The organism is Vibrio sp. nBUS_14, from assembly GCF_051201655.1.
In the GTDB taxonomy this organism is placed as follows: domain Bacteria; phylum Pseudomonadota; class Gammaproteobacteria; order Enterobacterales; family Vibrionaceae; genus Vibrio.
This window is the reverse complement of record NZ_CP179206.1, coordinates 828,443-854,115: the sequence shown is the minus strand read 5'-3', so window position 1 is coordinate 854,115 and position 25,673 is coordinate 828,443. Positions and strand designations below refer to the sequence as shown.

The window sequence follows — 25,673 nt, the reverse complement described above, 5'->3', positions numbered from 1 at the left end:
CATAAACCCCGCATTCTAATCGCCTAGCGCGAAGAATAAGATCAAGTCTCCAACCATAAGGAGATTTGAAATGGGAAAACGACACACTAATCAAGAATGGCAAACGCTCATCGAGCAATCTGAATCGAGTTCATTGTCAACGCTTGCATTTTGTAAGCTAAATGAACTCAACCCCTCGACGTTTTACGCTAAGCGCCAGCAACTCAAAAAAGCAGATGTCTCTCAAGGCTTTGTACGGGCAGAGATCGTCGAAAAGACAACGAAATATCAAGCTCAAATAGCCACCGCTAACATGACACTTCTCATCAATGATGTGGAGTTGAGCATTCCTCAAGGCACGCCCGCTACCTACCTGGCAGAACTCATTGGAGCCTTGTCATGAAACATATGCTCAGCGCACCAGAGATTTATCTGTATCGTGAGAGTGTCGATTTTAGAAAGTCCATCAATGGCCTCGCGGCGATTATCGAAAGTGACACCGATTTACCCTTGGGAAGTGGCGCACTGTTCCTGTTCACCAATAAACAGCGCGACAAAATCAAAGTGCTGTACTGGGATAAAACTGGCTTTGCGCTTTGGTATAAACGTCTTGAAAAAGCCAAGTATAAATGGCCTACAAAAGAGAAAAATGAAGTGTTTACCCTGACTCAATTCGAGCTTGATAGACTGCTTTCTGGCTTCACGATTATCGGCCATAAACCCGTTCAAATAAACGATTTTACAATGACTTAATCGATAATAAAGCCTTATCTACCAAGCGTAAATGGTATGATTTTAGTATAATCAATGCCATGAAAAAGACGCCAGATATCAACCCAGAAAGCCAAGATGTTGCCAAGCTACAAGCGATGGTGAAAGCGCTGATGGCGTCAGAAAACCAATGGAAACAAGAGCGTCAATCTCTGCTTGAGCAACTCAAACTTGCTTTCGACCGCCAGTTCGCAAAACGCTCGGAGGCGTTAAAGCCTTACGATGAATCTCAAGGTGACCTCTTCAACGAAGTGGAATGTGAAGCCGCTAAGGGAGAGGTGGTTGAGGTAACAACGACCACAACGAAGAAGCGTGGTAAACGCAAGCCACTTCCAAAGACTTTGCCTCGTGAGGTTATCGAACTCGATTTAGACGACCATGAAAAACAGTGTGCATGCTGCCAACATAGTCTGCATAAAATCGGTGAAGACCGCAGTGAGAAACTTGAGTTCTCACCAGCCGTGCTCAAAGTGCTGGAATATGTTCGTCCTAAGTATGCTTGTCGTCAGTGCGAGCAAACTGAAGACAAAAGCCACATCGTTCAAAAGCCAGCGCCCCAGAGCATCATCCCTAAAAGCTTCGCGACAGAAAGCTTGCTAGCCAACATCATCCTTGGCAAATATCAATACGCAATGCCACTGTACCGCCAAGAGTCGCTGTTTACCCAGTCGGGTATCGAGCTATCACGAACCACGATGGCAAGGTGGGTTATCCAAGTCAGTGAGAAGTTCACACCGCTGTATGCGGCCTTGAAAGAGCATCTACTCCAACAAGTGGTGGTTCAGGCAGATGAAACGCCGCTCAATGTCCTCAAAGAAGATAAACAGTGTTATATGTGGCTCTACTGCTCGGGCGCAGACTCGCCCGACGCTGCACTGCCGAATGTAAAGAATATCGCCTTGTACGACTATCAAAACAGTCGCGCGAGGGCATGCCCTGTTGCCTTCTTGGGGGATTACAGTGGTTATCTGCAAACCGATGGCTATGGTGCCTATGATGGTCTTCATCACGTAACCAATGTTGGTTGCTTGGCACATGCACGGCGTAAGTTCATGGATGCTAAGAAGCTTCAAGGTAAAGGTAAGTCAGGCAAAGCAGATAAAGCGCTAGCCAAAATCCAGAAGCTCTATGGGATAGAATCGCGCTTAAGAGGTGCGACTGTCGAAACACGAAAAGCAGAACGTCAACTGCATGCCAAGCCGATACTGGATGAGCTGTACGAGTGGATGACGACTCAACAAGTGCTAGCGTCTAGCTCGCTGGGCAAGGCGATAAAATACACGCTCGGCCAATGGCCGAAACTTATCCGCTATATCGATGACGGTCATTTATCTATCGATAATAATCGTGCTGAACGCGCCATTAAACCGCTGGTCATTGGCAGAAAAAATTGGCTCTTCTCGAACACACCAAATGGTGCTGATGCGAGCGCGATGCTTTACAGCATCGTCGAGACGGCGAAAGCCAACGGCCTTATCCTCTACGACTACATGGTCAAGTGCATGAAAGAGCTTGCGAAAGCTGAGCCTGATATCGATGCGCTCCTACCTTGGAACTTCAAACATTAACAACATCGCCTCGTGGGTTCATGGGGCGTTTACATTAAAATCTAGAATTGGCTGCGGAATGACGGTTGAAAAGCTCTTTAAACGTCGTTAAGCTCGCACCAAACTCTTGAGCATAATCCGTTAGTTTCCACTCTTTCAGGTAATGGACCTCCATAAAACGACGCAGTCGGTCTGAGGTTTTGTTAGTCAGTTGTGATAATAATGCATATAGGTTCTCTCCTTTCTCACCATGAAGCAGTAGTATCAGTATTTCCTCGTACTTTAAGCGCATAATAGTATCAGGATAAGACTGCTCCTCTAACGCCTTAATTCCTGATAACGCTTGATCTACCAATATGTTCAAAGTGAATGGAAACAACCCAGACTGAATGCTCTCAACTTTTGGCAGCGACATCAGTAATTCACTATGCTTTTGCAAAAATTGGCTGACCAGTTCGTTGTCAAATTCAACCATTGATGCCATATAGTGGCCATCTAATGGAGTATATTCGAGCAAGTAATCCCCTTGAGAAAGGTAAACCCCACAACCAGCGGCAACATCGAGCGTACAGTCACCCGTTTGAACTCTCAATTGCCCATTGTGAACGACTACAATGTGAGACTGGCGAGAATGAAAAACTTCATCGTATTTTTCATAGTAACAAGTACTATGGACTTTTCGCGATAGCGAGTTGACCCTTTCTGTATTTAGCTGGCCTAACACATCCATTTTCTACCCTTCATAATCCCAACTCCTCTAACAGAGCCAGAGAAATACCAAAGCCTGATTTACAACAACACGAAAAATTACACATGATATGCAATCAGAACGATATCAATTAAAGAAGCAAGAAAAGAGCATAGGTGCGATAGCACGACCATACTCCCCGAATAAATTACAAATAGCTCATAAACTACCGGTGGTAGCAAAAAATAATCTTGGAAAAACGTCTCGATATTGTTTTTTATATTCTCGAGAAGTTAATAAGCTTTTGCTAAAGTTCAACTTATAACTAGTGATACTCAAGCAACAAAAGCTCTTATTATATTAGAATAAATGAAAGTACTAATGTTTAAGCCTACTCTCACCTATATTGGTATTTCCACAAAAAATGGAGTGTTTATTTTTAAACCACTCTATCTAGCCAACTTCATAGAAGAGGGGGATATAAACATAAAAATTGCAGTGAGTGCAACTGATATTCATATAAAGAAGCACTGAGCCGATGACTTGACCCCATTAATAATTAGAGTTTTAGCTCTGGACTATTCGCTTCATTCAACTTAAATTTTTATTAAAATAGAAAAAATGAAAACGATTACTTTCTAGTTATTATTGTAAGCTTCTAGTTTTAAATCCTTATGTACTCTGCCTTGCGTAAAAATATAGCCTTCTTCTTTACTGGCTCTGATTTCCCCTTGAGAACGTAACACTGCGCGGATCTTCATTTCACCCTTACCTGCTTGTATCGGCGCTATAACAAAAGAGTATTGCACAGGTAGCTGAACTCCATGATAAGTTTGCCTTGCAACACTAATACACTTTTCTTCAATCACTTGGCACACATCGATATCAATCAAAGTATTTACAGGAGCAACATACTCATCAAAAGACACCCATCCGTACAATGCTGCCTGAGAGTCGCTTTTGAACATACTTCCTAAATGGCCTGTATGAGTACAAGCGCTCAAAAGAAATATACTTAGTAATAAAAAAGACGTATTTACCTTGGCCTTGTTGCTTAAATCGATGGAACTAAATCAGGAAGCTACGATCTGATCGGATACACCCATCAATCGTCGTAGTCTCATGCCTAAACCTCGTTACAAAACAACTAACTGGAAGCAGTATAATAAAGCCTTAATCAACCGTGGCTCTCTGACTTTTTGGATTGATGAGGAGACGTTAGCCGAGTGGAAGCAAAACAAACAAGGCAAGCGTGGTAGACCTCGCCGATTCAGCGACTTAGCCATTACTACCGCTCTGATGGTGAAACGCGTTTTCTCTATGCCATTGAGAGCGCTGCAAGGTTTTCTAGACTCCGTCTTTAAGCTGGCTAACATCCCTCTGGTTTGCCCACACTACACCTGTATAAGTCGTCGATCTAAGGATGTTGAGGTTTCATTTAAAACTAAAACCAGAGGTGCGATACAACACCTAGCCATTGATGCCACTGGTCTCAAGGTTTATGGCGAAGGTGAATGGAAGGTCAAGAAGCATGGAACTGATGGGAAGCGAAGAGTCTGGCGTAAGCTGCACATCGCAGTAGATACAAGCACCCACGAAATAGTCGCAGCAGAGCTGAGCTTATCTAACGTAACCGATGCCGAAGTGCTCCCCAACTTACTTAATCAGACACGTCGGAAAATCATTGAGATATCAGGTGATGGCGCTTATGACACAAGGAATTGCCATGATGCCATACGGATCAAGCGAGCTGTTCCGCTCATCCCACCAAGAGAAGGGGCTGCCTTCTGGGAGCGTGGTCACCCCCGAAATCTCGCCGTGGGTTGCCAGAAGTTATATGGCTCAAATAAGTATTGGAAAGAGCGGTATGGCTATCATAAGCGCTCTCTATCAGAGACCGCGATGTACCGAGTAAAACAGCTGCTAGGTGGGAAATTAAGCCTGAGGAACTACAACGCTCAAGTTGGCGAGACTTACGCTATGATTAAAGCCCTGAATAAGCTTACAGGGCTTGGTATGCCTGAAACACAGTATATCGATTAAGAATTAAGCACAATGGGGCAGGCATGCCTTCTCTCTGAATTAAGCAACAAAGCCATTTACCTTCACTGTATGCTCAATCAACTTATCTTTTTAATAAAAATAACAATCTTGATTGTTCTATAAAAATGCATCAAAGATCAATAGGTATTTCTTTTAATTATTATAATCACGAGTCTCAAAAATAAGAATCACAATTAAATACATTGAATTCAGCTTGATAAAAATCTTGATGTTAGTTCCAAATATACAGTCGTTCATTATACAAGCACTAACTATATTAAACTTTGTTATAAGAAACACAGCTAATAAGCCCTAGCCCATCAATAAAAAACGTTTATATAAAAAAATCTAACTAATTTTGATAAACAACGAAACACACTTGCCATAACTTCAAGTTTAAATAAAAAAAAGGATGACTTCTATGTCTGCGCGCCAAATCGTAGATGAGGTTTTACTTAAATTTGCTCATCATATAGGGTTACCGAGATTACAGTTGATCGAAGACGAGTTGGGGTTGGCTTTTGATGACAACATAAGAGTACATGTAATCTTTCATCCAACAACAGGGACACTTCAATTGGAAGCTGAGATCGTTGATCTACAAATTGTAACCCCTGATCTTTACCGTTCTTTTGTCGCATTTAACTATCACTGGTCTGAACATCAACTGTTTTTTAGTTTAGATAACCACAGGCACAAACTATGTTTGAATAGACTACTTCAAGCAGAGTCACTCGATTATGAGCTGTTTGAAGATTCATTAGCTGAAATACTTACACAAAGTGAATCTTGGGAAGACTTGTTATCGGCCCATATAACCATGGAAGCTTTGCCATCTACGTTTCAAAGCTCGGATTTAAGAGTCTAAGTAATCTATGTCCAATGGCATTCAACCAATACTAAATCACTCTTCGATAAATTGGATCGAGAACAGTCACGAGAAGGAGTCAGCAAAAAAGGGAGACTTTCTGGGCAGAACTGTGGTGCTGATAAACCCTAATGAGAGAGAACAAAACCGCACGAACTCAAAGCTTGGATTAAGCGAGACGCTCTCTATTTTTGCCAATACTGAACTTTCTAACTCGATTTTAAGCTTCGAAAAGAATTTTAGTTCCACCCAAGAGTTGTTGAATAGAAAGGTTCAAGTTATCTCAACTAACAGAGCAACGAGTTAGATACAAAACGTCCAACAAGTAACCACATAACAAACAGCCACACATCCCTTTACTGAAATGTGTGGCCGTTTAAAACATCCCTATTTCGCTTTTAGTAAATTAGGCCGTTATTCCATTTTCCCTAGTACGTAATCTTCATCACTACTTACTACTACGCCATGCTTTAGGAAGTTCTTACCCAAAATCATGCTGTATTCAAAGCGAGAACGGTCTTGAAGGTTCACTCTCACCTCTTTCTCTAATTCACCCAGCTTTACCTTCATTTCTACGACAGGACGAATGTTTACCTTCTCGCCTTTCTTAGCTTTAATACGCATCACATCAATAACTGGCTTGGTGAACTCTTGCTTATCTCCTTGGTTATTTTGATAAGTAAAGGTCACCATGTCTTGGCCATCTTTCTTAAATCGCTTGATGTTCACCGCGTTCATAGAGCTCACATCAGCACCGGTATCTAGCTTGGCAGGGAACGTCATGCCGTTCACTTCAACCACTTCAATGTGCCCGACTTTAAACAGAGGCTCGGCTTTCAATAGGTAGTCAGAACGCGTGTTTACATACACGCCTTCTTTAGCCATATTCTTACCTAGAATGAAATAAGGTTGCTTTTCATCACTGTCCAATACATCGATGGCAAACTCTTGCGTACGACTCTTTCCTAATACCGAAAGCTTGCCACTCACGACCGGGCGAGTGTCATCTCCGACTTTAAGCTTTTTAATGATAGGTTTGATTACCTTCTGCTGTTCACCATTCGCGTCAGTTAGGTAAAACTCAACCGATTCATCTTTGCCCTTGCTGACAACCTCAAAGCTGTCCACCTTCAACAGAGGCGTCTTTACAGTAAAAGAAGCCACAGCCTTTAGCGAGAACTCATCAAGTGTGATGTCCTCTTCCGGTGAGATAATCATCGGGGAACCCGCTTTAACCACATTGCTAAAACTCGATGAACCTTGTGAGAGCAAATTCTCAGCATTAGTATCAATCATAAAGAATTCGCTGGCGGTATTCGTCCCTAACCTTAACTGAGAAGTACTGCCTGAATGCTCGCTCAAATAAACAAGCACATCTTTAGTGGTATTCTCATCGAGTTGAACCGGTACATATACAAGAGGCCTCTGATTTCCACTCACACTTAGCATACGAACTAACGGTAATGCCACCTCTTTTGGCTTGCCAGTGTTACCGACGATATCAAACGTGACTTCGCTGTGTTTTTTGTCTACATCAATATTTTTTGCATGTAGGGTGCTGTAGCGGTTCTTTAAAGAGAAGGTCGCATTCATTAGCATGCCCGAAATAGACACCACCTCTTTACGGCCAACCACCGTTGCGTTCTCTTGCTCTTGCAGATAATCATAGCCAGCAAACACCAACGCGTTGTCGGCTAGGAAGGATTTACCGATTAATACAGGTGCAGAGAAATGACTTCTATCCGTGAGATTAACGTCAGTTTTTAGCTCTTGATTAGCGATGGTCAGAGACATCTTCACCGTCGGACGAAGCAAAGACTTTCTACTGGTGCGGCTACGTATGACACTGACACGCTCTAAAGGGGCCTCAACCTTTACTTTCTCTCCAGTCCGCGGGTTTTGCACCTTAAAAGAAACGATCGCCTGATATTTTGCAAAGTGGCTGCCATCCCAATCACTGTAGTGTAGAGCTCTGTTGCTCCGAGCCTCTTCGACCAATGCCGCCATCAACTGTTCATCTTTGAGACTCTTGTAGTCGGCATGGAGACTTCTCACATGAATATCTTCAGCATGCATCGAAGTGGTTTCTGCACCGGTGTCGATTTTACCCATGAAAGGGACGTCTTTTAGTCCTTGAACGCCAGAGAAGTACACATTCTCAGTTCGCCCTAAGACCACTTTACCATCAAGTTCGTAACTCGGATTTTGCGTGGTGTGAGAATTGTCTATAGCCAAAGAATATTGTGACAAAAATAGAGAACTTAAAAGAGTTAGAGTCAAAGGAATCTTTTTCATTAGTTAGTCCGTTGTGATCAGTTCACTAATAATACTGGTGAAAAGGCAATAAGTTCCCCATCAACAATGGTTCTCACATAACGTTTACGCTACGACTTTTTCAATGACAAACCGATGACTTTGCGTCGCATTACTTCATCAAATATTGACTAACCGATACCCAATAACCTTTTGAATGCTCTGAGTTCTATTGGAGAAACGAATACAAAAAAGGCCAACGGCGCACGTTAACCTTAGCGATTCAAAATACCCTTGAAGCGAGCTTAACTTGCTAAAACACAAACGGTTCTAAATAAACATAGCACTAAAAAGTCCCGACTGTTTTCTTTGCACAGATAGCACGAGCTTTTTCTTCGCCCTCGCCTTTATTTTTATTAAAACATTGGCGATAAGATTCGACGTGTCGCTCAAATAACACTTTGGCTTCTGGTTCGGGTTTAGAGAGCAGTTGATTGACGAACTTTCTTGATCCAACCTCGAAATGCTGAGTATCTATTGGGCTATTCCAATCTCCTCCCCAGATAATAAAGCCATGATGTGCAAACAACTCAACCATATCTTCCGCCATGCCTCGGCGTTCAATGTCATTGCGCGCACGAAAGCGCGTTCTGTTTACATAGCTGGCTACCGATTGTGAAGGCTTTACCGTAATGGTTCCGTTGCTATCGAACGCTAAGAAAGGGTTTTGAACTGGGTTGATGTCGATTGCCACACCATAGGCATGCTTCGACCAATCTCCTCCACCAGTGATAGGTCGAGCATTAAACGCACTGCTATTATTGGCTTCCATAGAAGCATTGTCATCACCGTTGAACTCACGCATTAGGCGCGCAGAATGCAGTGGGAAGTTACGCTGTTTAAGTTCTAAAAAGATTTGTTCAACAGAAGGTGCGATAACATCAAGCACAATCATGTTCCCCTGCTGCGTTTCGCCCTTAAAGTTAACGAAATCAAAGTCCACTTTGGACAGGCGCTCACAACCAACAGGTGCTCCACTATTCAATACCTTGTTCTTTTTCATCATCTCACATTGCCACTGAGAGACAGGCGCTACTTGACCGTAACTCGCCGCGCAGTTCAAAGTTACCAGCAAACCAACAATTAAACGTTTCATATCAAGGCTCAAAAACAGTAAGAGTAAAAAGACAGGAAATGGAAAATAACACACTCAACCTAACAGAACGCATACTTGGCTAGTTCGTTTTGTTCCAATAAACGATTTCGCGAACTCGACCATTCTGATCCTTATCAGCCTTTCCACCAATATCAGAAAGCTGAGGCAAGCAAGACAATGTTGGGGCGTGATAAGCAATCAACATCAATATAAATGCGTCATAAATGTCATCTATCGCGACATCTTTACGCTTGGTGTTCGAGATTGCTAACGCCAAACCCTCACACCATTGCGGAGCGAGTTGCTGAATAACCGAAAGCCGTTCCTCTTTGCCCTCTTGAGTTCGCTTAGAGAACGCTAGCGGTTCCCCTTTCAAGGCAGCGAATACGACCTCGGGATGAGACTCTCGTATCGATAAGTTTGGGTAAGCATTCATTAACTCATCCAGTTCACGAATCTTGGGCACAATCCCCCAAGTTTGCTTAGAGAACTTCTTACTCAGTTGCTCCACATTGGCATTACACGCCGCGATGTAATCGGTTTGGTAAACGGCTTCACGACACGGAACCGGAAATACCGAAGAACCACGTTTGCTGGTTAGAAAACGCCTTGCTGCTTTGTCGCACAAGCGATCTGGAGTTTGTGCGTCACCAAAACCAATCGGCATATCGATAAGCGCCGTTGAACCGATAAGCTCACTCGCTAGCTCGCCTAGCGCCTTTACTACTTTGAACACTGGCGCCTGATTATCAGAGACAATCCAAGCGATCCATCCCGCCTTACAGCCATCAATTCCGATGTATTTCATTGTTTACTCTACCGTTGCTTACAAGGATTAAATTAGCGGGTAAGCGTGGCGGTCACTTCCACTCATTGATTAACAGTCGGCTTTTCACACCGCGTACCTGCAGACCCATTGCGTCAAACACCTCTTCGAAGCCTCGACATTGTGGTGGAATATTAGGTAAAGAAAGGGCCGCTTCAGAAAAGAATTGCTGTTCAAAATGAGCCGAATCACTCCACGCCAATTGCCACCATTTTAGAATACGAGGTTTAGACGCACGAAGTTTTCAGCGGTAGGCACTTTGTCATTTTTACTTAAGTTCTCTTTGCTTGTAGTTGGAAAAAGGCTTGTAGTTGGAAAAAGGTTCCACTTATCGTTATTCGGCCAGTAAGCTTACCAGCTTTTACGCACGACCTCGAACGTCACTGAGTTGTACTGTTCACAAAGTGTGTGAGCATTTTTTTCGTAAAAAGGAATCGACGAGGACATATCCGCTATTGAAGTAAGGAGTCTATCTCAATAGTAATGGGGAGCTTGGGTGATTGCTTGCAACACATGTAAGTTCAGCCACACCAATCTGCATTAATCGTTAGTGACTGTTTTATATCAATATCTACCTAATGAGCTCATCAGGCGAGTCACATCTCGAACCATTACTGTCAGGAAAGTCATACAAACCAGGTGCAAGTACAGGCCTGAACAGGGATAATTGTTTTGATAATTAACCGCCCTCAATCACCCAGCCGATAAAAGACTAATGACCACATACTCGTACATAGATATCCCATTTAACCTGCGTTACACCTGTTGGTTTTGTGGTGAACCTTCCAATGATGTTGTTGAATTCCCTAAGAGTGCACAGGCTATTGCCAAGATAGACTATTCACCGATTACACTGCCGGCTTGTAAGGAGTGCGCGAGTGTTAGGTATGCAAAAGATCTGACTTCAATTTGGGCTGTTCGCGATCAGATAAAACACGCACTCATCGATAAATACGCTAAGCACTTAGGCATCGGTGAAAATTGGACGGAGCAAGAGCTTATTGATTCTGACTTCTCTGGCTCAACGCTTGGCGGATTTGGCCGCAGTGCTTGGAAGATGTATCAAATCGCCAAGCAGCGAATCAGCTATAAAGGTTGGCCTTTGTCGGTTGATGACATTGTAATCGAGGCCTACGACGAAACCTGTGGCTTTGAATTCGACGGTACTCGTTATGCTTCAATCCATTCGTGTATCGACTACTTCACCAAAGCTTCAGGGGTGGATAAAGAACTGTTGTCGCAACTTGTCGACATCGTTTCATCAGACCGTTTTAGCTACGCGTTACGAATCGCCAAGCTAAACAAGAATGTCTCCAATACCAAGCGCTCGGAGATCATCGAGGAGATTTTGCAGCAAGAGTCTGAACAAGAAGAAATACTGCTTGAACAAGCTAATCCACTGTTCAACCCAAATGTCGAAGAGGTCAGCATTTCAGGTTCGACGGCTCCGGTATTCGCTATTCAATGGGCAATGATGAATAACGTTAAAGATTTAGCTCACCTTTGTTCGCTCGAAGATGATTATTTTGACTATTTCGAACATCTTGGCGGCCCTGCAGCTTTCATGTCCTATAACGGCCTACAACTCTATTTTGAGTCACGACAAGACTCGGAATGGGTAGAAAGGTCGGACCCAAACAAACAATATTGGTGATCATTAACCATTACTGGTGAACACTTGTAAGCTCGATAACTGTCTCAAACACTCATTGTTAATCCTTGTTTTATATAAAGATCTAAAAATTGCCCTCTGTAACAGTTAATTGTTGCAATTCGGTTAAATAGAGTGAAAACTTCAAGCATCTAAAACTATTTAATCACTGTAATTTTGCGGTGAGTAAGGAGTGAACTGTGCTTGCTGTTCTTCGTATTATTTTGGCTACGGTGTTTATTATTTTCACCACCCTCTGTGCTTTTGTTTACTGCTTGTTTAGCCCCAAGAACCCTACGCATGTGTACGTTTTCTGCCGTTGGTTCAATCAACTACAAAAGATCGTCGGTGTGAAACTGGTGCAGCGCGGCCTAGAGAATGCACCGACGTCAGAAAAAAGCGTCTACATCTCGAATCACCAAAGCATATTAGACTTTGTGACTGACCCTGGAATGCTAAGACCTCGCACTGTTTCATTGGGCAAACGTGATTTGTTGTATGTGCCTTTCTTTGGTCTGCTGTATTGGATCACCGGTAACATCATGATTAACCGTGAAGATAAGTCCAAAGCACGCGATACCATCAAGCAAGTGGCGGAAGCGATTCATCAGAGAGATCTGTCTGTTTGGGTTTATCCTGAAGGAACGCGCAGTAAAGGGCGTGGACTACTGCCATTCAAAACGGGCGCTTTCCGAATGGCGATTGAAGCCGGCGTGCCTATCACCCCGATGTGTACCAGCACCACGCACAATAAGATTGACCTCAACCGAGTTAATAATGGCATTGTGATCACAGAGATGCTTGAGCCTATCGATGTATCTGGGTACAAGCTCAACGACGCAAGAGAGTTAGCGAATCGCTGTCATGCATTGATGGCCGAAAAAATTGCACAGTTAGATGCTGAAGTCGCTCATATAGAAGCACAGCAAAATACAGAATTGGATTCAGACGGCTCCTCTACGAACTAACTCGCAGCGAACCCACTGAGTCATCGCTCAGTTACTTAAAAAGGCGCAACTCTCATTGTCCTTGTTTTACTTGCTGGCACTTATCCGCAAAATAAAAACAGGCGTTAACGGCTTTATAGAGCAATGGGAGTAAACGATGGAAGTGATTCATCATGGCGGCAAACATACCTTCACAGGAACTTGTCACGAATTTAGAGATTCAGGCCAAGCGGTGCTCATCGATTGTGGCCTTTCAAGGTTTAGATCTTCAAGGTAAAAAGCTTCAAGGCTCTGACGCACGTCCTCTTGATATTGAATTTGAAACTTCCCACCTTAACGCTCTACTGCTGACCCATACTCACATTAATCATATTGGCCGGTTACCTTGGTTGCTCGCCAGTGGCTTTAGCCAACCGATTTATTGCACTCAGGCGACGGCTGAACTTGCCCCTTTAATGATTGAAGACGGACTAAAACAGCAAGGGCTCAGTCATAAACAATCTAAACTCATCCTTAAAAAGACTCATTCGTTAATTGTTCCTAAGCCTTATGGGGGTTGGTTTCCTATTCCCCCTAAACAGCAAAACAACGAAAAGGGTCATCATAGGCCAAATACTCTGTATGCTCGCTTTCAACCTGCAGAACATATCTTAGGTTCGGCCTATATCGAGATTAAGTTACCCAACCAAGAGGCGGTGGTCTTTTCTGGCGACTTACGGCACCAGTACACACGACGACATTGCTACACGCTCTGAGAACAGGCCTGCCTAAAGATTCGATGTCGGTAATATGTTCCAGCTTACTCCACCCCACCACTCACATATCAGCCGTTCATGCTAAGCGGTCTTCACCTCTATTTTTCTCAATTTGCTTTCTTCTTTACGCCTCAAATTTACCTGTTTGTATTAATCACTATTTATTCACTCAGACAAACACCTAAAAATACAATCAATTGGACATGCAACTACATAGAACGATTATCGAATTAGAACTAAGCGTTAACAAACACCCTCTGTAACTTGCTTTATGTCACAGTAATCCTAATGCGCAGTTAAATAATTTAACACTTGAGTTACAAGTGAAGTATTGTGTTGTTCGAAAAACAATCATAAGCAAAACTAACAGGGAAAATACTCATGCAGTCATTCGTTGATTTTTTGAATGGAATAATCTGGAGTCCAGTACTTATCTACCTATGTTTAGGTGCAGGTTTGTTCTACTCCATCATGACTCGATTTGTTCAAATCCGTCACTTCTTTGAAATGTGGCGCTTGCTACTATCGGGTAAAAGCTCATCAAAAGGCATCTCGTCTTTCCAAGCTCTAGCCGTTTCGCTATCTGGCCGTGTCGGTACAGGTAACATTGCAGGTGTTGCTGCCGCTATCGGTTTCGGTGGCCCAGGTGCCGTATTTTGGATGTGGGTTGTAGCCTTCTTTGGTGCCGCGACTGCTTATGCAGAATCTACGCTAGCGCAAATCTACAAAGAAGAAGACGAAGGCCAGTTCCGTGGTGGTCCGGCTTACTACATTGAAAAAGCAATGGGTCAAAAGTGGTACGCATGGATCTTCGCTATCGCGACTATTTTTGCATGTGGTATTTTGCTTCCAGGTGTTCAGTCAAACAGTATTGGTAATGCTGTAGAAGCTGCATTTGGCTCAGGCGACATGATTGAAACAGCCATCGGTACATTCAGTTTCGCTAAAATTTTCACTGGTACTGTTGTTGCTATCATCCTTGCTTTCATCATCTTTGGTGGTGTTAAACGTATTGCGAACTTCACACAAATCGTTGTTCCATTCATGGCATTGGCTTACATCATCATCGCGTTCGTTATCATTCTGCTAAACATCGGCCAAGTGCCAACTGTTTTCGCAATGATCATCGGCGATGCATTTACACCTATGGCAGGCTTCGGTGCTGCAATTGGTTGGGGTGTTAAGCGTGGTGTTTACTCAAACGAAGCGGGTCAAGGTACTGGTCCTCACGCAGCAGCTGCTGCAAGTGTTGATCACCCAGCTCAGCAAGGTTTGGTACAAGCGTTCTCTATCTACATCGATACTCTTCTAGTATGTTCTGCTACAGCGTTCATGATCATCATCACTGGTGCTTACAACGTTCACGGCGGCGCTGAAGGTGTCTTCCTTGTACAGAATCTAGCAACAAACATTGGTGCGAATGGCCCTGTATTTACACAGCTTGCTATTGAAAGTGCGCTACCGGGCATCGGTAAGCCATTCATCGCATTTGCTCTGTTCTTCTTCGCATTTACAACGATTCTTGCTTACTACTACATCGCAGAAACGAATATTGCTTACCTACGTCGTACCATCAAGATCCCTGGCATGATGTTCGTACTTAAGCTTGTTCTTATCACTGCAGTTTTCTATGGCACAGTTAAAACAGCGAACCTTGCATGGGCAATGGGTGATGTTGGTGTTGGCTTGATGGCATGGTTAAACATCGTAGGTATTATGATCATATTCTTCATGTCTAAGCCTGCGCTTAAAGCACTTGCTGATTATGAAGAGCAGCAGAAACAAGGCGTAACTGAGTACATATTCAACCCTGTAAAACTAGGCATCAAAGGCGCTACTTACTGGGAAGAGAAGTACAAGCGTAAAACAGGTAAGTCTCCTGAAGCAGAAGCTGCAGACACTAAACCTGTAGAACAGCCTTCATCGTAAGTTCGCCTTAACAGATAGATTGCTTTAATAAGTAGCTCGCTTTAACTCGCGCTATTAATAACGCATAAAAAAGGGGTTAGCCATTTCGGCTAACCCCTTTTGTTTTGTTCATAACAAATCGCTGCTTATAACACACTAACTGTACCCAAGTTAGAGCATTAAGCTGCGATTTCTTGTGTTGCCATTTGAGGTGCTTTTTTCTCACCAACAGGCAGTACTGTGCGGCCGTATTCGTTGTTGATTACTTGTGCCATTGCAAAGTAGATAGCTGAAGCGCCACAGAAGATACCTTCAAAACCAGCGATAGTGCCGATCAGTGAGCTGCCAGTGAAATTATGAGCGGCAAGTAGGAAGAACAAGATAGTGAGTGAACCGAAGACAACCTGCTTCGCTACTGGGTAGCATAGAGAACCGATGAACATGAAGCCTGTGAAGATACCCCATAGTAGTAGGTACCAACCCATGAATGCTGCAGGGCTTGCTGGTAGGCCCATGTAAGGCATTACAATCAAACCAACCAAAGACAACCAGAATAGGCCGTAAGAAGTAAACGCTGTTGTACCAAACGTGTCACCACGTTTGAAACACATAGTGCCCACGATAACTTGGCTCAAACCACCGTAAAAAATACCCATCGCAAGGATCATTGAATCCATTGGGAAGAAACCTGCGTTGTGGATATTAAGAAGAATAGTGGTCATACCGAAACCCATTAAGCCTAGTGGCGCTGGGTTAGCTAGTTTGGTCGACATTGCGAATTTACCTTATTAAAGTGGTTGATTAAAAAAAATCGATAAAATTTGTAAGAAAATTTTAATCTATAAACCGTCACAAAGGATAATCAAGTTAACGCAAACTAAGGTTGTCAAAATGATCTCATGGAAAATTAATTTTATAACAAGGCAGATTAATTCATAGAAACGATAGGTAAGCAGATTCCCTACCACGTTCGTTCCTCACTTTAGGGAATGACGGTAGTTTACATAGATACGAGTAAACGAGATTCGGGATGCGAAGAGCGTGTTGAGATTGAAATAAGTGAGATGCGTGGCATCTCCTCTTCAATCTAAACACCAACAGCAAATACAGAGATTCCCTATCACGCTCGTTCCTCACTGTAGGGAGTGACGATGATTTACGTTGATACGAGTAAACTAGATGCGGGATGCGAAGAACGAGTTTAGATTGAAGTGCATGAGGTGCGAGGTATGAAATGAAGAACAATAGATAGATAGATAGATAGATAGATAGATAGATAGATAGATAGATAGATAGCGAGCTTTTCGTTACTCGTATCCCATATCTACTCATTAAATCGTCATTCCAGAATCGAGGAACGAGATATCTGGAATCTCGCCCCCTCAGTCGTAATCTAAATTACGCTTGTTGAACTTTAGAATCAGAGACTTCAGATTGCACATCTGATTGAGCGTTTTTACTAGCATCACGCTTAGCTAACAAAGTCACAATAACGAGTTGAGCAATCAGCGCACCTAACACAATCAATGCACTTCCAGTAAACCCTGCCACGACAAAGCTGACCAAAGCGATAGAGCCGTTCATCAATGCGTAAGGAAGCTGAGTTTTAAAGTGCTCAAACTGATCACACCCTGCCCCTGTTGAAGAAAGAATCGTGGTTTCAGAAATTGGTGAGCAGTGATCACCAAACAAGCCACCAGAAAGTACAGCGCCAATCGCTACCAAAAGTGGCGCATCTATTGCTACAGCCGTAGGAATAACCAGTGGCATCATAATCGCGAAGGTTCCCCACGACGATCCAGTAGCAAATGAAATGATAGCCGACAACAGAAACGCAACCGCAGGCACTAACCAATAAGGGAAGCCGCTCTGTGCTTGCTCGGCGATATAAGCCGCTGCGCCCAACTCTTTACCGACTGTGCTTAACGCCCAAGCCAACACCAAGATGATCGCGACTGGCATCATGTTTCCCATGCCTTTTAAGTACACAGAAAAACCGTCAGACAGCTTTCTCACACCGTAGTAAGCCATTAGCGAGATCAAGGTAATCGCAGCAAAGAAATAAGCCGATGATAAAGCTGCTCTGAATGATGAACCCGCGACCTTTTGGAACGGGAAGCCTTGTGGAACTAACATGGCACACAGTACCACCAGCATCACTAACAACGGCGCCCAAACAAAAGAGGCCTTTGCATTTTTATGCGAGAAAGGATTAAGTGATTCGCTGTTCACGCCAGAGTTGATTCCCGCTTGGCAATCACGTTCAGCTTTCGCCATTGGTCCAAAATCTAAACCTTTGACTGACACCAAAGGCACGATGAAGATCGCTAGGATTGCGTAAAACTGAAAAGGAATCGCACCGATGAAAGCATCCCAATCAGACATGTTAACGTTCAATGCAGTAAATTCTTTCTGGATCAAGCTCATGATGTAAACACCCCACCCAATGAAAGGAATCAGGATCGCAACCGGCGATGAGGTTGAATCAATGATGAATGCTAGCTTCTGTCTAGAAAGTTTCAGTTTATCGAAAAGAGGACGAAAAACAGGGCCAACGATTAACGGGGTACCTAAGTCTGAGAAAAATATAACGATTCCCCCCAACCATGCTGAGATTTGAGCTTGGCATTTATTGCTTACCCATTGCGTAACACGCTTAGCAAACGCAACACCACCGCCCGATTTCTCCATCAAGGCAACAAAGCCTCCGATGAACACCAACAGCATAATCACGCCAGCGTTGTAGCTATCAGTCAATTGAGGGACTAGGTAACCTTTAACCATGGTACCAAACGTATTAAGCGGATTGAGTTCGCTGAACATGCCAGTCAGCATCGTAACGCCACTTAGCACGCCAGCAAAAAGGCCGATCACCACATTCCTGGTCGCCAACGACAACACCAAAGTAATCACAATGGGGATGAGTGACGTGATATCTGTCTGTTCCATAGGTACACCTTAACCCTAAAAATAAAGAATATATATAAATTAAATTTGAATATAAATTCACAGAAACAATTTGTACAGGACTTTGTTTTCTAACAGGATAATTAATCTTTAAATGCGCATTAACATAGCCTAATAAACCCATCGACCTTCCTAGACCACCAAGTTCGAAACGAAAAAAGCCGAAAGTAGAAACTTTCGGATTTTGATTATTTATATCGCTACAGCGTAATACTGAACTCGTCGTTTAAACCGCCTTTTCGATATTCAGACTATCAATTACAAGTGATTTCATCCCAGAACCAATTCGATTGAACAGGACTTTCCCAAACACCCGGACCGTTTTTAGCTACGAAGCACTTGCCATTATGTGTCACCTTCTCGCCATTACTCACTTGGCTAACACCCGCTTGCCATGAAATAAACATCGATGAGTCAACAACGACAGGCAGCTCAATAACTGGCGGTTCAACTGGTGTTGGATCTACCGGAGCAGGATCAACAGGTGCAGGGTCAACTGGCGATGGATATGTCACTACGGGTGGTGTTGGCTCTCCAGCAATCAATTTCCAAGGGCCGCCATTGGCAGGTTCATCCCCTTGTGTCCACCATTTCGCTTCGTAGGTTGCACCGTTTTGAGTGACTTGGTCACCAGCGGTATAAACCTTAGTCGCATTCCAACCGTTACCGCCGGGATCGGTTCCTGGGTCTACCGGATCAAGCTTATCGACCACCTTCACTTCAGGCCAACTTGCATGAGAACCATAGAAGTTGGTTACGCACTTCTCGTAATCTCCAGCAACCAAAGCTGAGTAAGCAGTTTGGAAACCAACAAGCTCACATTCAAATGAATAACCTTCAGGACGGTCTGCGTAGTATTTCCAGTTGCCATCCCAGTTGGTGTACAACACATCTGTTGCGCCGTTGAGGTTCAAGCTTCCGTATGGTGTTTGCTGCCAACAGGTATTCTTTTCGTCTGCTTCAACAGGGATCAGGTAGTGCGCCGCTAGCCCCTCCCAGTAACGAATGCGGTTAACCGGTTGGCCTTTGTCTTTATTCTGTTCACCACACTCAATGCCACCGTTGATTACGTTGATTACGTTGATGGTGGTACCGAAACCATAACCAATACCCGCATCCAGTTCACGTTGAGATGGTGTCCAAGTACGGTCGATAACATGCAGCATCGCTGGCTTCGGCGCTTGTGGCGTTAAGAAGAACCAAATAGCAGAAGCCAAGTTCAACCATGAATCAGCAACCAAGCCTGGATTATTCAACAGCACCGTTGCATCGCCATCGAACATCACTTCTGAGAACGCGCCGTAGTTAAAGTGATAAGAAAGCTGTTTAGCACCACGCCCAAAGTAACCCTGCCCCGCAGCACATGGCCAGCGCGCATTTTGCCAATCGTTCTGGCCACACCCCGTAGTGTAACCTTCTTGGCCTTCTGACCAGCCAATTCACGAACATGCACCAGTGCTTGCTGCCACTCCTCTAGCGCTAATGGGTTATCAGAGGTGTTATCTATCGCGATGTGCCCGCCCGTCTCTTGAGAGAAGTGAGCAAAAGCTGTGATGATAGATTTCTTACAGATGGCATCGGAGTCACGGCCATCGGTGTACTCTCCACAGAAGGCTGGGAATTTACCAATCGCGCGTAAGAAGCGAGTGTATGTGTATTCTGGCGCAGCCATCTGAGTGAGGAAGTCCCATTCAGATTGAGGGAACGCACGCTCGACTCGTTTCACGTTTTCAGGATTCGAGGCTGAACCCGGCTCAATCGCTTCAACAATACTGTTGGGACGAGTTTGTAATGCTTGTGACCAGATCGCATACATAGGATCGGATGTTTTCGCTTGTTCAGCAGCTTGTAATGCCGACTTTTCAACAAGGTAGCTATTCGGGTTTTGCGGATCAGGTTGAATGTTCAAAGACGCGTAACTGTGAGCAGCTAAAGTGCAGCCAACGACTGTCGCCAAATATTTGATTTTTAACATGATGGATTCTCTTATCTATCCTTAATAAGTCCATCAAAGAGTATGTGGCACATGGGGAATAGCCTAGCTGTTGCGGTATGAATTTATAAAAAGTACGAGTGATAGCTTTATGTATAGTTAAACGTAACAACGCGTCTCATACTTTCTTGAGCTGATATCTAATTTCCAACTCATTTGGTTTCTAGAGGTTTAGTATAGCTCTTTAATTCCCTGAATCAGAAAGAAAAAAGCCCCGAACTGAGTTCGAGGCTTAAGAGCTTAATCAAAACTGGTTAAATCTCTAAGAAATTATTCCCACTCGATAGTTGCTGGTGGCTTACCAGAAATATCGTAAACAACACGTGAAATGCCGTTAACTTCGTTGATAATACGGTTAGATACCTTACCTAGGAAATCGTATGGTAGGTGTGCCCAGTGAGCAGTCATGAAGTCGATAGTTTCTACTGCACGTAGAGAGACAACCCAATCGTACTTACGGCCATCGCCCATTACGCCAACTGAACGTACAGGTAGGAATACCGTGAATGCTTGAGATACTTTGTGGTAAAGGTCAGCAGCGTGAAGCTCTTCAATGAAGATAGCATCAGCACGACGCAGTAAATCACAGTACTCTTTCTTCACTTCACCAAGTACACGAACACCTAGACCAGGACCTGGGAATGGGTGGCGATAAAGCATGTTGTATGGAAGACCAAGCTCTAGACCGATCTTACGTACTTCATCTTTAAACAGCTCACGTAGAGGCTCAACAAGGCCCATTTCCATATCATCAGGAAGGCCACCAACGTTGTGGTGAGATTTGATTACGTGTGCTTTACCAGTCTTAGATGCCGCAGACTCTATTACGTCTGGGTAGATAGTACCCTGAGCAAGCCATTTAGCATTCTTCAGTTTCTTAGACTCTTCGTCGAAGATGTCTACGAATACGTGACCGATGATCTTACGTTTCGCTTCTGGTTCAGCTTCGCCTTCCAGAGCGTCAAGGAAACGATCTTCCGCATCTACTTTGATGATGTTTAGGCCAAACTTGTTGCCAAACATCTCCATAACCTGCTCACCTTCGTTTAAACGAAGAAGGCCGTTATCTACAAATACACATGTTAGTTTGTCGCCGATAGCGCGGTGAGCAAGCATCGCAACTACTGATGAATCAACACCACCAGAAAGACCAAGGATAACTTCGTCGTCACCTACTTGTTCTTTAATACGTGCAACCGCATCTTCAATGATAGACGCTGAAGTCCACAGACCTTCACAACCACACGCGTTAAGAACGAAGTTCTCAAGCATTTTTAGGCCGTTTTTAGTGTGCGTTACTTCTGGGTGGAATTGAACACCGTAGTATTTCTTATCTTCGTTTGCCATTGCTGCGTATGGGCAAGTGTCTGTCTCTGCGATTTTTGTGAAATCAGCAGGGATTTCAACTACTTTGTCACCGTGGCTCATCCAAACATCTTGAGTTGTCTCAAGGTCAGCGAAAAGTGCAGATTCACCCGTTACTTGTACCGCTGCGTAGCCGAACTCGCGCTCAGTAGACGTTGCAACTTTACCGCCAAGTTGCTCAGCCATCGTTTGCATTCCGTAGCAGATACCGAAGACAGGAACACCTGAATCAAATACGTACTGAGGTGCACGTGGAGAATTCTCTTCCGTTACACTTTCAGGGCCACCAGATAGGATAATGCCGTCTGGATTGAATTCACGAATATCCGCTTCTTCTACGTCCCAGCTCCAAAGTTCACAGTAAACACCGATCTCACGAATACGACGAGCTACTAGCTGTGTGTATTGAGAACCGAAGTCCAGAATTAGAATACGTTGGTCATGAATATTTTTAGTCATTGTAAGCAGTCTTATTGGCTATGTGATAAAACGGAGGCGAGTTTACTCACCTCTGATTAACTCTTCAAGAAATAAAGCAAACGTTTTCGTAAGTTATCTTTAAGGCGATGTTTTGCAAAAATCATACGTTCAACAAAACAGGCTTTAGATATAATACCAATCACAGTAAGTAAGTGTTCAGGAATAGCACAGCAAAAAAGCTTGAGAACAAGGCTGCTCTATTCGACAAAGAGTTCTGATAAGTAGTTATTCTACAATCAAAAATCCTAACGAAGTTATCGAGTTTTTAACAAGCTAGGATGACCAGTTATTTACTACGATTGGTATAGTAATGTGCCGACTAAATCAGCACATTATTCAAACGTTTGGACGTATTATTAACCTAAACGGTAGTTAGGTGCTTCTTTCGTGATTTGAACATCGTGTACGTGAGATTCTTTCATGCCCGCACCAGAGATACGAACAAACTCAGCTTTAGTACGCATGTCTTCAACAGTTGCAGAACCTGTTAGCCCCATGCTTGAGCGTAGACCGCCCATCTGTTGGTGAACGATCTCTTTTAGACGACCTTTGTATGCGATACGACCTTCAATACCTTCTGGAACAAGCTTATCTGCAGCGTTGTCAGATTGGAAGTAACGGTCAGAAGAACCTTGAGACATAGCGCCAAGAGACCCCATACCACGGTAAGACTTGTAAGAACGACCGTTATAAAGGATAACTTCACCCGGAGCTTCTTCAGTACCCGCTAACATTGAACCAACCATCACACAAGATGCGCCAGCAACGATAGCTTTACAGATATCGCCAGAGAAGCGGATACCGCCATCTGCGATTACTGGAATACCGTATTCGTTTGCCACTTCAGCTGCGTCTGCGATTGCTGTTACTTGAGGAACACCAACACCAGTAACGATACGAGTCGTACAGATTGAACCCGGGCCGATACCTACTTTAACCGCACTAACACCCGCTTCGATAAGAGCACGAGCGCCAGCGCCCGTTGCTACGTTACCACCGATGATTTGTAGATCAGGGTATGCAGCACGCGTATCACGGATACGGTTAAGTACGCCTTCAGAGTGACCGTGTGAAGAGTCGATAAGTAGAACGTCTACGCCAGCTTCAACTAGAGCAGCTACGCGCTCTTCATTGCCAGCACCAGCACCAACAGCTGCACCTACACGTAGGCTGCCGCGCTCATCTTTACAAGCGTTTGGTTTACGTTCTGCTTTGTGGAAATCTTTTGCAGTGATCATTCCCGTTAGTTGGAATTCATCATTGACAACAAGAACTTTTTCAACACGCGCTTCGTGCATTTTCTCTTGAACTTCTTCACGAGTTGCACCTTCTTTAACAGAAGCAAGGCGAGCTTTAGGCGTCATTACTACGTCAACTTTCTTAGAAAGGTCAGTCACAAAGCGAACGTCACGGCCAGTAATAATACCAACAAGTTCGTTTGTTTCAGTAACAACAGGGAAACCGGCGAAGCCGTGTTTTTGAGTAAGAGCTACAACATCAGCGATTGTCGCGTCAGGGTTTACAGTAACAGGGTGAGAAACCACACCTGCTTCGTAAATTTTAACCTGGCGAACCATTTCAGCTTGCTGTTCAATAGACATGTTCTTATGAATGAAGCCTATTCCGCCTTCTTGTGCCAGTGCAATCGCTAGGCGAGCTTCTGTCACAGTATCCATCGATGCAGAGATCATTGGGATGTTTAGGGAAATATTCTTCGTCAGCTGAGTGCGAAGATCAGCTGTATTAGGGAGAACGGTGGAGTGTGCTGGCACTAGCAGTACGTCGTCGAATGTCAGCGCTTCTTTGGCAATTCTTAGCATTTGCAATATCTCACAATAATAGGAGTAAAAAGAAACAATCCAATCTCACCGTTTCGCCTAATGAGGGCAGCCAATTAAGGAAAATCAAACTGCATTTGGATTAGATATTGCGGACGGATTATACGGCCAAAGAAATCGCTTGGCTACACATTTTTGTATTTTTAATTTGCATTTACCTCCTTGCTATGTATTATATTGCCGCTATCTTCCATACTCACGCCCTGTGAGATTCCAAGAAAGACCTTCCTTCAAGGAAAGATAGTGCTTCTATGACTAATCCAAACATCTTTACTGTTTCTCGCCTCAACTCAGAGGTTCGTCTCCTATTAGAAAACGAAATGGGAATAGTCTGGCTCGTTGGTGAAATCTCAAACTTCTCTGCACCTGTCTCTGGTCACTGGTACCTCACGCTTAAAGACTCTCGCGCTCAGGTTAAGTGCGCTATGTTTCGTGGCAACAACCGCCGTGTGACTTTTAAGCCTCAGAACGGTAATCAAGTACTAGTCAAAGCTCGTCTGTCTCTTTATGAGCCACGCGGTGACTATCAACTAATTATTGAAAGCATGCAGCCAGAAGGTGACGGTAAGCTTCAGCAAGAGTTTGAAAAGCTGAAGATGAACCTCGCTGCAGAAGGGCTATTTGCTCAGTCCAGTAAACAAATTCTGCCAGAACACCCCAAATGCGTTGGTGTCATCACCTCTAAAACCGGCGCTGCACTGTTTGATATTCTAGACGTACTGAAAAGGCGCGATCCTTCATTGCCAGTCATCGTGTATCCGACCATGGTTCAAGGTGAAGGAGCTTCGATTCAGATCGCTCAAGCGATTGGACGTGCCAATGAGCGCAACGAATGTGATGTATTGATCGTTGGTCGTGGCGGCGGTTCATTAGAAGATTTATGGTGCTTCAATAATGAGATCGTAGCTCGCACGATTGCAGCAAGTCAGATCCCGATTATCAGCGCCGTTGGCCACGAAGTTGACGTCACTATCGCGGATTTTGTCGCCGATATGCGCGCTCCAACGCCATCAGCTGCCGCTGAATTAGTTAGCCGTGATAACAGTCATAAAGAGCAAGGTTTTGCCTCTAAACGTGCTCGTTTAGTGAGTGCGATTCGTCATGTGTTAATCAAACAAGCGCAATCAACTCAAACGTTGAAATACCGCTTAGAGAAGCAACACCCGAGCTACCAATTGCAAAAGCAGAGTCAGCAGCTTGATGACTTAGACATGCGTTTACGTCTCGGTATGACCCAATACCTAAAGCAGCATGCACAAAGAGTTGAACGTAAGCAGCATCAGCTTCAGTTAAGCTCGCCAGTGAAACGCCTTGGCGAACAGAAACTGCATCTGCAACGTTCAGAGCAAAAGCTATTGGATGCAATGGATAAGACATTACTAACCACTCGCCACCAGCTAGCAATGGCTGCCGAGAAATTAGAAACCGTCAGTCCACTGGCAACCCTAAAACGTGGCTACAGCATTACTCATTCAGCATCGAGCAAGACTGTGTCATCAATTAACGATGTCGAAGTGGGTGAAGTGATCACCACTCAAATAGAAGATGGTGTAATTGAGTCGCAAGTAACAACAAGAGTCGCTAAGAGCGAGTTTTAGCTTTAAAAATCATTTAAAACCAGAAAGCCCTATCGATAAT

General features: G+C 43.9%; 18 protein-coding genes and 4 pseudogenes. 11 read left to right on the top strand and 11 right to left on the bottom strand.

Going from position 1 to position 25,673, the window contains the following annotated elements; genetic code table 11:
- Positions 1–70 precede the first annotated feature (70 nt).
- The 3 genes from tnpA to tnpC are packed head-to-tail and all read left to right on the top strand — an operon-like array spanning position 71 to position 2,318.
- Entirely contained in the window at positions 71–382 is a 312-nt protein-coding gene (tnpA, locus tag ACMAZD_RS03875; protein WP_016767112.1) for an IS66 family insertion sequence element accessory protein TnpA, read from the top strand.
- The gene (gene tnpB, locus ACMAZD_RS03870; RefSeq protein WP_016785808.1) at positions 379–732 is read left to right on the top strand and encodes an IS66 family insertion sequence element accessory protein TnpB; all 354 of its coding nucleotides are present in this window, start codon (positions 379–381) and stop codon (positions 730–732) included. The genes tnpA and tnpB overlap by 4 nt, the downstream gene beginning before the upstream one ends.
- Positions 733–791: 59 nt before the next feature.
- The gene (gene tnpC / locus ACMAZD_RS03865; RefSeq protein WP_435247148.1) at positions 792–2,318 is read left to right on the top strand and encodes an IS66 family transposase; all 1,527 of its coding nucleotides are present in this window, start codon (positions 792–794) and stop codon (positions 2,316–2,318) included.
- A gap of 40 nt (positions 2,319–2,358) precedes the next feature.
- Here the strand turns inward: tnpC and ACMAZD_RS03860 are convergent.
- Both ACMAZD_RS03860 and ACMAZD_RS03855 read right to left on the bottom strand, forming a co-directional pair.
- Positions 2,359–3,027 (bottom strand): annotated as a pseudogene (locus ACMAZD_RS03860) (AraC family transcriptional regulator); the annotation flags it as partial.
- A gap of 596 nt (positions 3,028–3,623) precedes the next feature.
- A complete protein-coding gene (locus ACMAZD_RS03855) occupies positions 3,624–3,953 on the bottom strand; it encodes a YscW family type III secretion system pilotin (protein ID WP_435248636.1) in 330 nt (109 codons plus the stop codon).
- 154 nt (positions 3,954–4,107) lie between these two features.
- Between ACMAZD_RS03855 and ACMAZD_RS03850 the strand changes: the two genes are divergently transcribed.
- From ACMAZD_RS03850 to exsE2, 3 genes are all read left to right on the top strand, one after another.
- On the top strand, positions 4,108–5,028 hold the full coding sequence (locus ACMAZD_RS03850; protein ID WP_435246996.1) for an IS5 family transposase: 921 nt from the start codon (positions 4,108–4,110) through the stop codon (positions 5,026–5,028).
- Positions 5,029–5,449: 421 nt separating this feature from the next.
- Complete coding sequence (locus tag ACMAZD_RS03845; protein ID WP_435248635.1) at positions 5,450–5,896, top strand: CesT family type III secretion system chaperone; 447 nt, start codon at positions 5,450–5,452, stop codon at positions 5,894–5,896.
- 7 nt (positions 5,897–5,903) lie between these two features.
- Positions 5,904–6,203: a T3SS regulon translocated regulator ExsE2 gene (gene exsE2 / locus ACMAZD_RS03840; protein WP_435248634.1), complete on the top strand. Its 300-nt coding sequence runs from the start codon at positions 5,904–5,906 to the stop codon at positions 6,201–6,203.
- A 107-nt stretch (positions 6,204–6,310) separates the two neighbouring features.
- Here exsE2 and ACMAZD_RS03835 read toward each other — a convergent pair whose 3' ends face one another.
- The 4 genes and pseudogenes from ACMAZD_RS03835 to ACMAZD_RS03820 form a co-directional block, all read right to left on the bottom strand.
- Positions 6,311–8,191, bottom strand: a complete 1,881-nt coding sequence (locus ACMAZD_RS03835; protein WP_435248633.1) for an ATP-dependent zinc protease family protein — start codon at positions 8,189–8,191, stop codon at positions 6,311–6,313.
- A 304-nt stretch (positions 8,192–8,495) separates the two neighbouring features.
- Entirely contained in the window at positions 8,496–9,305 is an 810-nt protein-coding gene (locus ACMAZD_RS03830; RefSeq protein ID WP_435248632.1) for a M15 family metallopeptidase, read from the bottom strand.
- 79 nt (positions 9,306–9,384) lie between these two features.
- Positions 9,385–10,113 carry a DUF429 domain-containing protein gene (locus ACMAZD_RS03825; RefSeq protein WP_435248631.1) on the bottom strand — a complete coding sequence of 243 codons (729 nt, stop codon included), beginning with the start codon at positions 10,111–10,113 and terminating at the stop codon, positions 9,385–9,387.
- Between the two features lie 52 nt (positions 10,114–10,165).
- Positions 10,166–10,482 (bottom strand): annotated as a pseudogene (locus ACMAZD_RS03820) (SAM-dependent methyltransferase); the annotation flags it as partial.
- Between the two features lie 364 nt (positions 10,483–10,846).
- Here ACMAZD_RS03820 and ACMAZD_RS03815 point away from each other — a divergent pair.
- The 4 genes and pseudogenes from ACMAZD_RS03815 to ACMAZD_RS03800 all read left to right on the top strand — a co-directional run bounded on the left by ACMAZD_RS03815 (position 10,847) and on the right by ACMAZD_RS03800 (position 15,413).
- A complete protein-coding gene (locus ACMAZD_RS03815) occupies positions 10,847–11,785 on the top strand; it encodes a hypothetical protein (RefSeq protein WP_435248630.1) in 939 nt (312 codons plus the stop codon).
- 197 nt (positions 11,786–11,982) lie between these two features.
- On the top strand, positions 11,983–12,750 hold the full coding sequence (locus tag ACMAZD_RS03810) for a 1-acylglycerol-3-phosphate O-acyltransferase (RefSeq protein ID WP_435248629.1): 768 nt from the start codon (positions 11,983–11,985) through the stop codon (positions 12,748–12,750).
- A gap of 136 nt (positions 12,751–12,886) precedes the next feature.
- Positions 12,887–13,497: pseudogene (locus tag ACMAZD_RS03805) on the top strand (MBL fold metallo-hydrolase); the annotation flags it as partial.
- A gap of 368 nt (positions 13,498–13,865) precedes the next feature.
- The gene (locus tag ACMAZD_RS03800) at positions 13,866–15,413 is read left to right on the top strand and encodes an alanine/glycine:cation symporter family protein (protein ID WP_435248628.1); all 1,548 of its coding nucleotides are present in this window, start codon (positions 13,866–13,868) and stop codon (positions 15,411–15,413) included.
- A 158-nt stretch (positions 15,414–15,571) separates the two neighbouring features.
- Here the strand turns inward: ACMAZD_RS03800 and ACMAZD_RS03795 are convergent, their stop codons facing one another.
- From ACMAZD_RS03795 to guaB, 5 genes and pseudogenes are all read right to left on the bottom strand, one after another.
- Complete coding sequence (locus tag ACMAZD_RS03795) at positions 15,572–16,165, bottom strand: acetate uptake transporter (RefSeq protein ID WP_017106470.1); 594 nt, start codon at positions 16,163–16,165, stop codon at positions 15,572–15,574.
- 625 nt (positions 16,166–16,790) lie between these two features.
- Complete coding sequence (locus ACMAZD_RS03790; RefSeq protein WP_435248627.1) at positions 16,791–18,341, bottom strand: Na+/H+ antiporter NhaC family protein; 1,551 nt, start codon at positions 18,339–18,341, stop codon at positions 16,791–16,793.
- A gap of 272 nt (positions 18,342–18,613) precedes the next feature.
- A pseudogene (locus ACMAZD_RS03785) lies at positions 18,614–20,334 on the bottom strand (glycoside hydrolase family 19 protein).
- A gap of 288 nt (positions 20,335–20,622) precedes the next feature.
- A complete protein-coding gene (guaA, locus tag ACMAZD_RS03780) occupies positions 20,623–22,176 on the bottom strand; it encodes a glutamine-hydrolyzing GMP synthase (protein WP_248384737.1) in 1,554 nt (517 codons plus the stop codon).
- 377 nt (positions 22,177–22,553) lie between these two features.
- Positions 22,554–24,017 (bottom strand): IMP dehydrogenase, encoded by a 1,464-nt coding sequence (gene guaB / locus ACMAZD_RS03775; RefSeq protein WP_435248626.1) that lies wholly within the window; start codon positions 24,015–24,017, stop codon positions 22,554–22,556.
- A gap of 269 nt (positions 24,018–24,286) precedes the next feature.
- On the opposite strand from guaB, the gene xseA reads away from it, so the two are divergent.
- Positions 24,287–25,633, top strand: a complete 1,347-nt coding sequence (xseA, locus tag ACMAZD_RS03770; protein ID WP_435248625.1) for an exodeoxyribonuclease VII large subunit — start codon at positions 24,287–24,289, stop codon at positions 25,631–25,633.
- The last annotated feature ends 40 nt before the right edge of the window (positions 25,634–25,673 follow it).

Bases quoted from the DNA above. Each gene is read 5' to 3' on its own strand.
- ACMAZD_RS03795 (WP_017106470.1), bottom strand. From the start codon at position 16,165: ATGTCGACCAAACTAGCTAACCCAGCGCCACTAGGCTTAATGGGTTTC.
- ACMAZD_RS03845 (WP_435248635.1), top strand. From the start codon at position 5,450: ATGTCTGCGCGCCAAATCGTAGATGAGGTTTTACTTAAATTTGCTCAT.
- ACMAZD_RS03835 (WP_435248633.1), bottom strand. From the start codon at position 8,191: ATGAAAAAGATTCCTTTGACTCTAACTCTTTTAAGTTCTCTATTTTTG.
- guaA (WP_248384737.1), bottom strand. From the start codon at position 22,176: ATGACTAAAAATATTCATGACCAACGTATTCTAATTCTGGACTTCGGT.
- tnpA (WP_016767112.1), top strand. From the start codon at position 71: ATGGGAAAACGACACACTAATCAAGAATGGCAAACGCTCATCGAGCAA.
- ACMAZD_RS03800 (WP_435248628.1), top strand. From the start codon at position 13,866: ATGCAGTCATTCGTTGATTTTTTGAATGGAATAATCTGGAGTCCAGTA.
- ACMAZD_RS03825 (WP_435248631.1), bottom strand. From the start codon at position 10,113: ATGAAATACATCGGAATTGATGGCTGTAAGGCGGGATGGATCGCTTGG.
- tnpC (WP_435247148.1), top strand. From the start codon at position 792: ATGAAAAAGACGCCAGATATCAACCCAGAAAGCCAAGATGTTGCCAAG.
- ACMAZD_RS03830 (WP_435248632.1), bottom strand. From the start codon at position 9,305: ATGAAACGTTTAATTGTTGGTTTGCTGGTAACTTTGAACTGCGCGGCG.
- ACMAZD_RS03850 (WP_435246996.1), top strand. From the start codon at position 4,108: ATGCCTAAACCTCGTTACAAAACAACTAACTGGAAGCAGTATAATAAA.
- guaB (WP_435248626.1), bottom strand. From the start codon at position 24,017: ATGCTAAGAATTGCCAAAGAAGCGCTGACATTCGACGACGTACTGCTA.
- tnpB (WP_016785808.1), top strand. From the start codon at position 379: ATGAAACATATGCTCAGCGCACCAGAGATTTATCTGTATCGTGAGAGT.
- xseA (WP_435248625.1), top strand. From the start codon at position 24,287: ATGACTAATCCAAACATCTTTACTGTTTCTCGCCTCAACTCAGAGGTT.
- exsE2 (WP_435248634.1), top strand. From the start codon at position 5,904: ATGTCCAATGGCATTCAACCAATACTAAATCACTCTTCGATAAATTGG.
- ACMAZD_RS03790 (WP_435248627.1), bottom strand. From the start codon at position 18,341: ATGGAACAGACAGATATCACGTCACTCATCCCCATTGTGATTACTTTG.
- ACMAZD_RS03815 (WP_435248630.1), top strand. From the start codon at position 10,847: ATGACCACATACTCGTACATAGATATCCCATTTAACCTGCGTTACACC.
- ACMAZD_RS03855 (WP_435248636.1), bottom strand. From the start codon at position 3,953: ATGTTCAAAAGCGACTCTCAGGCAGCATTGTACGGATGGGTGTCTTTT.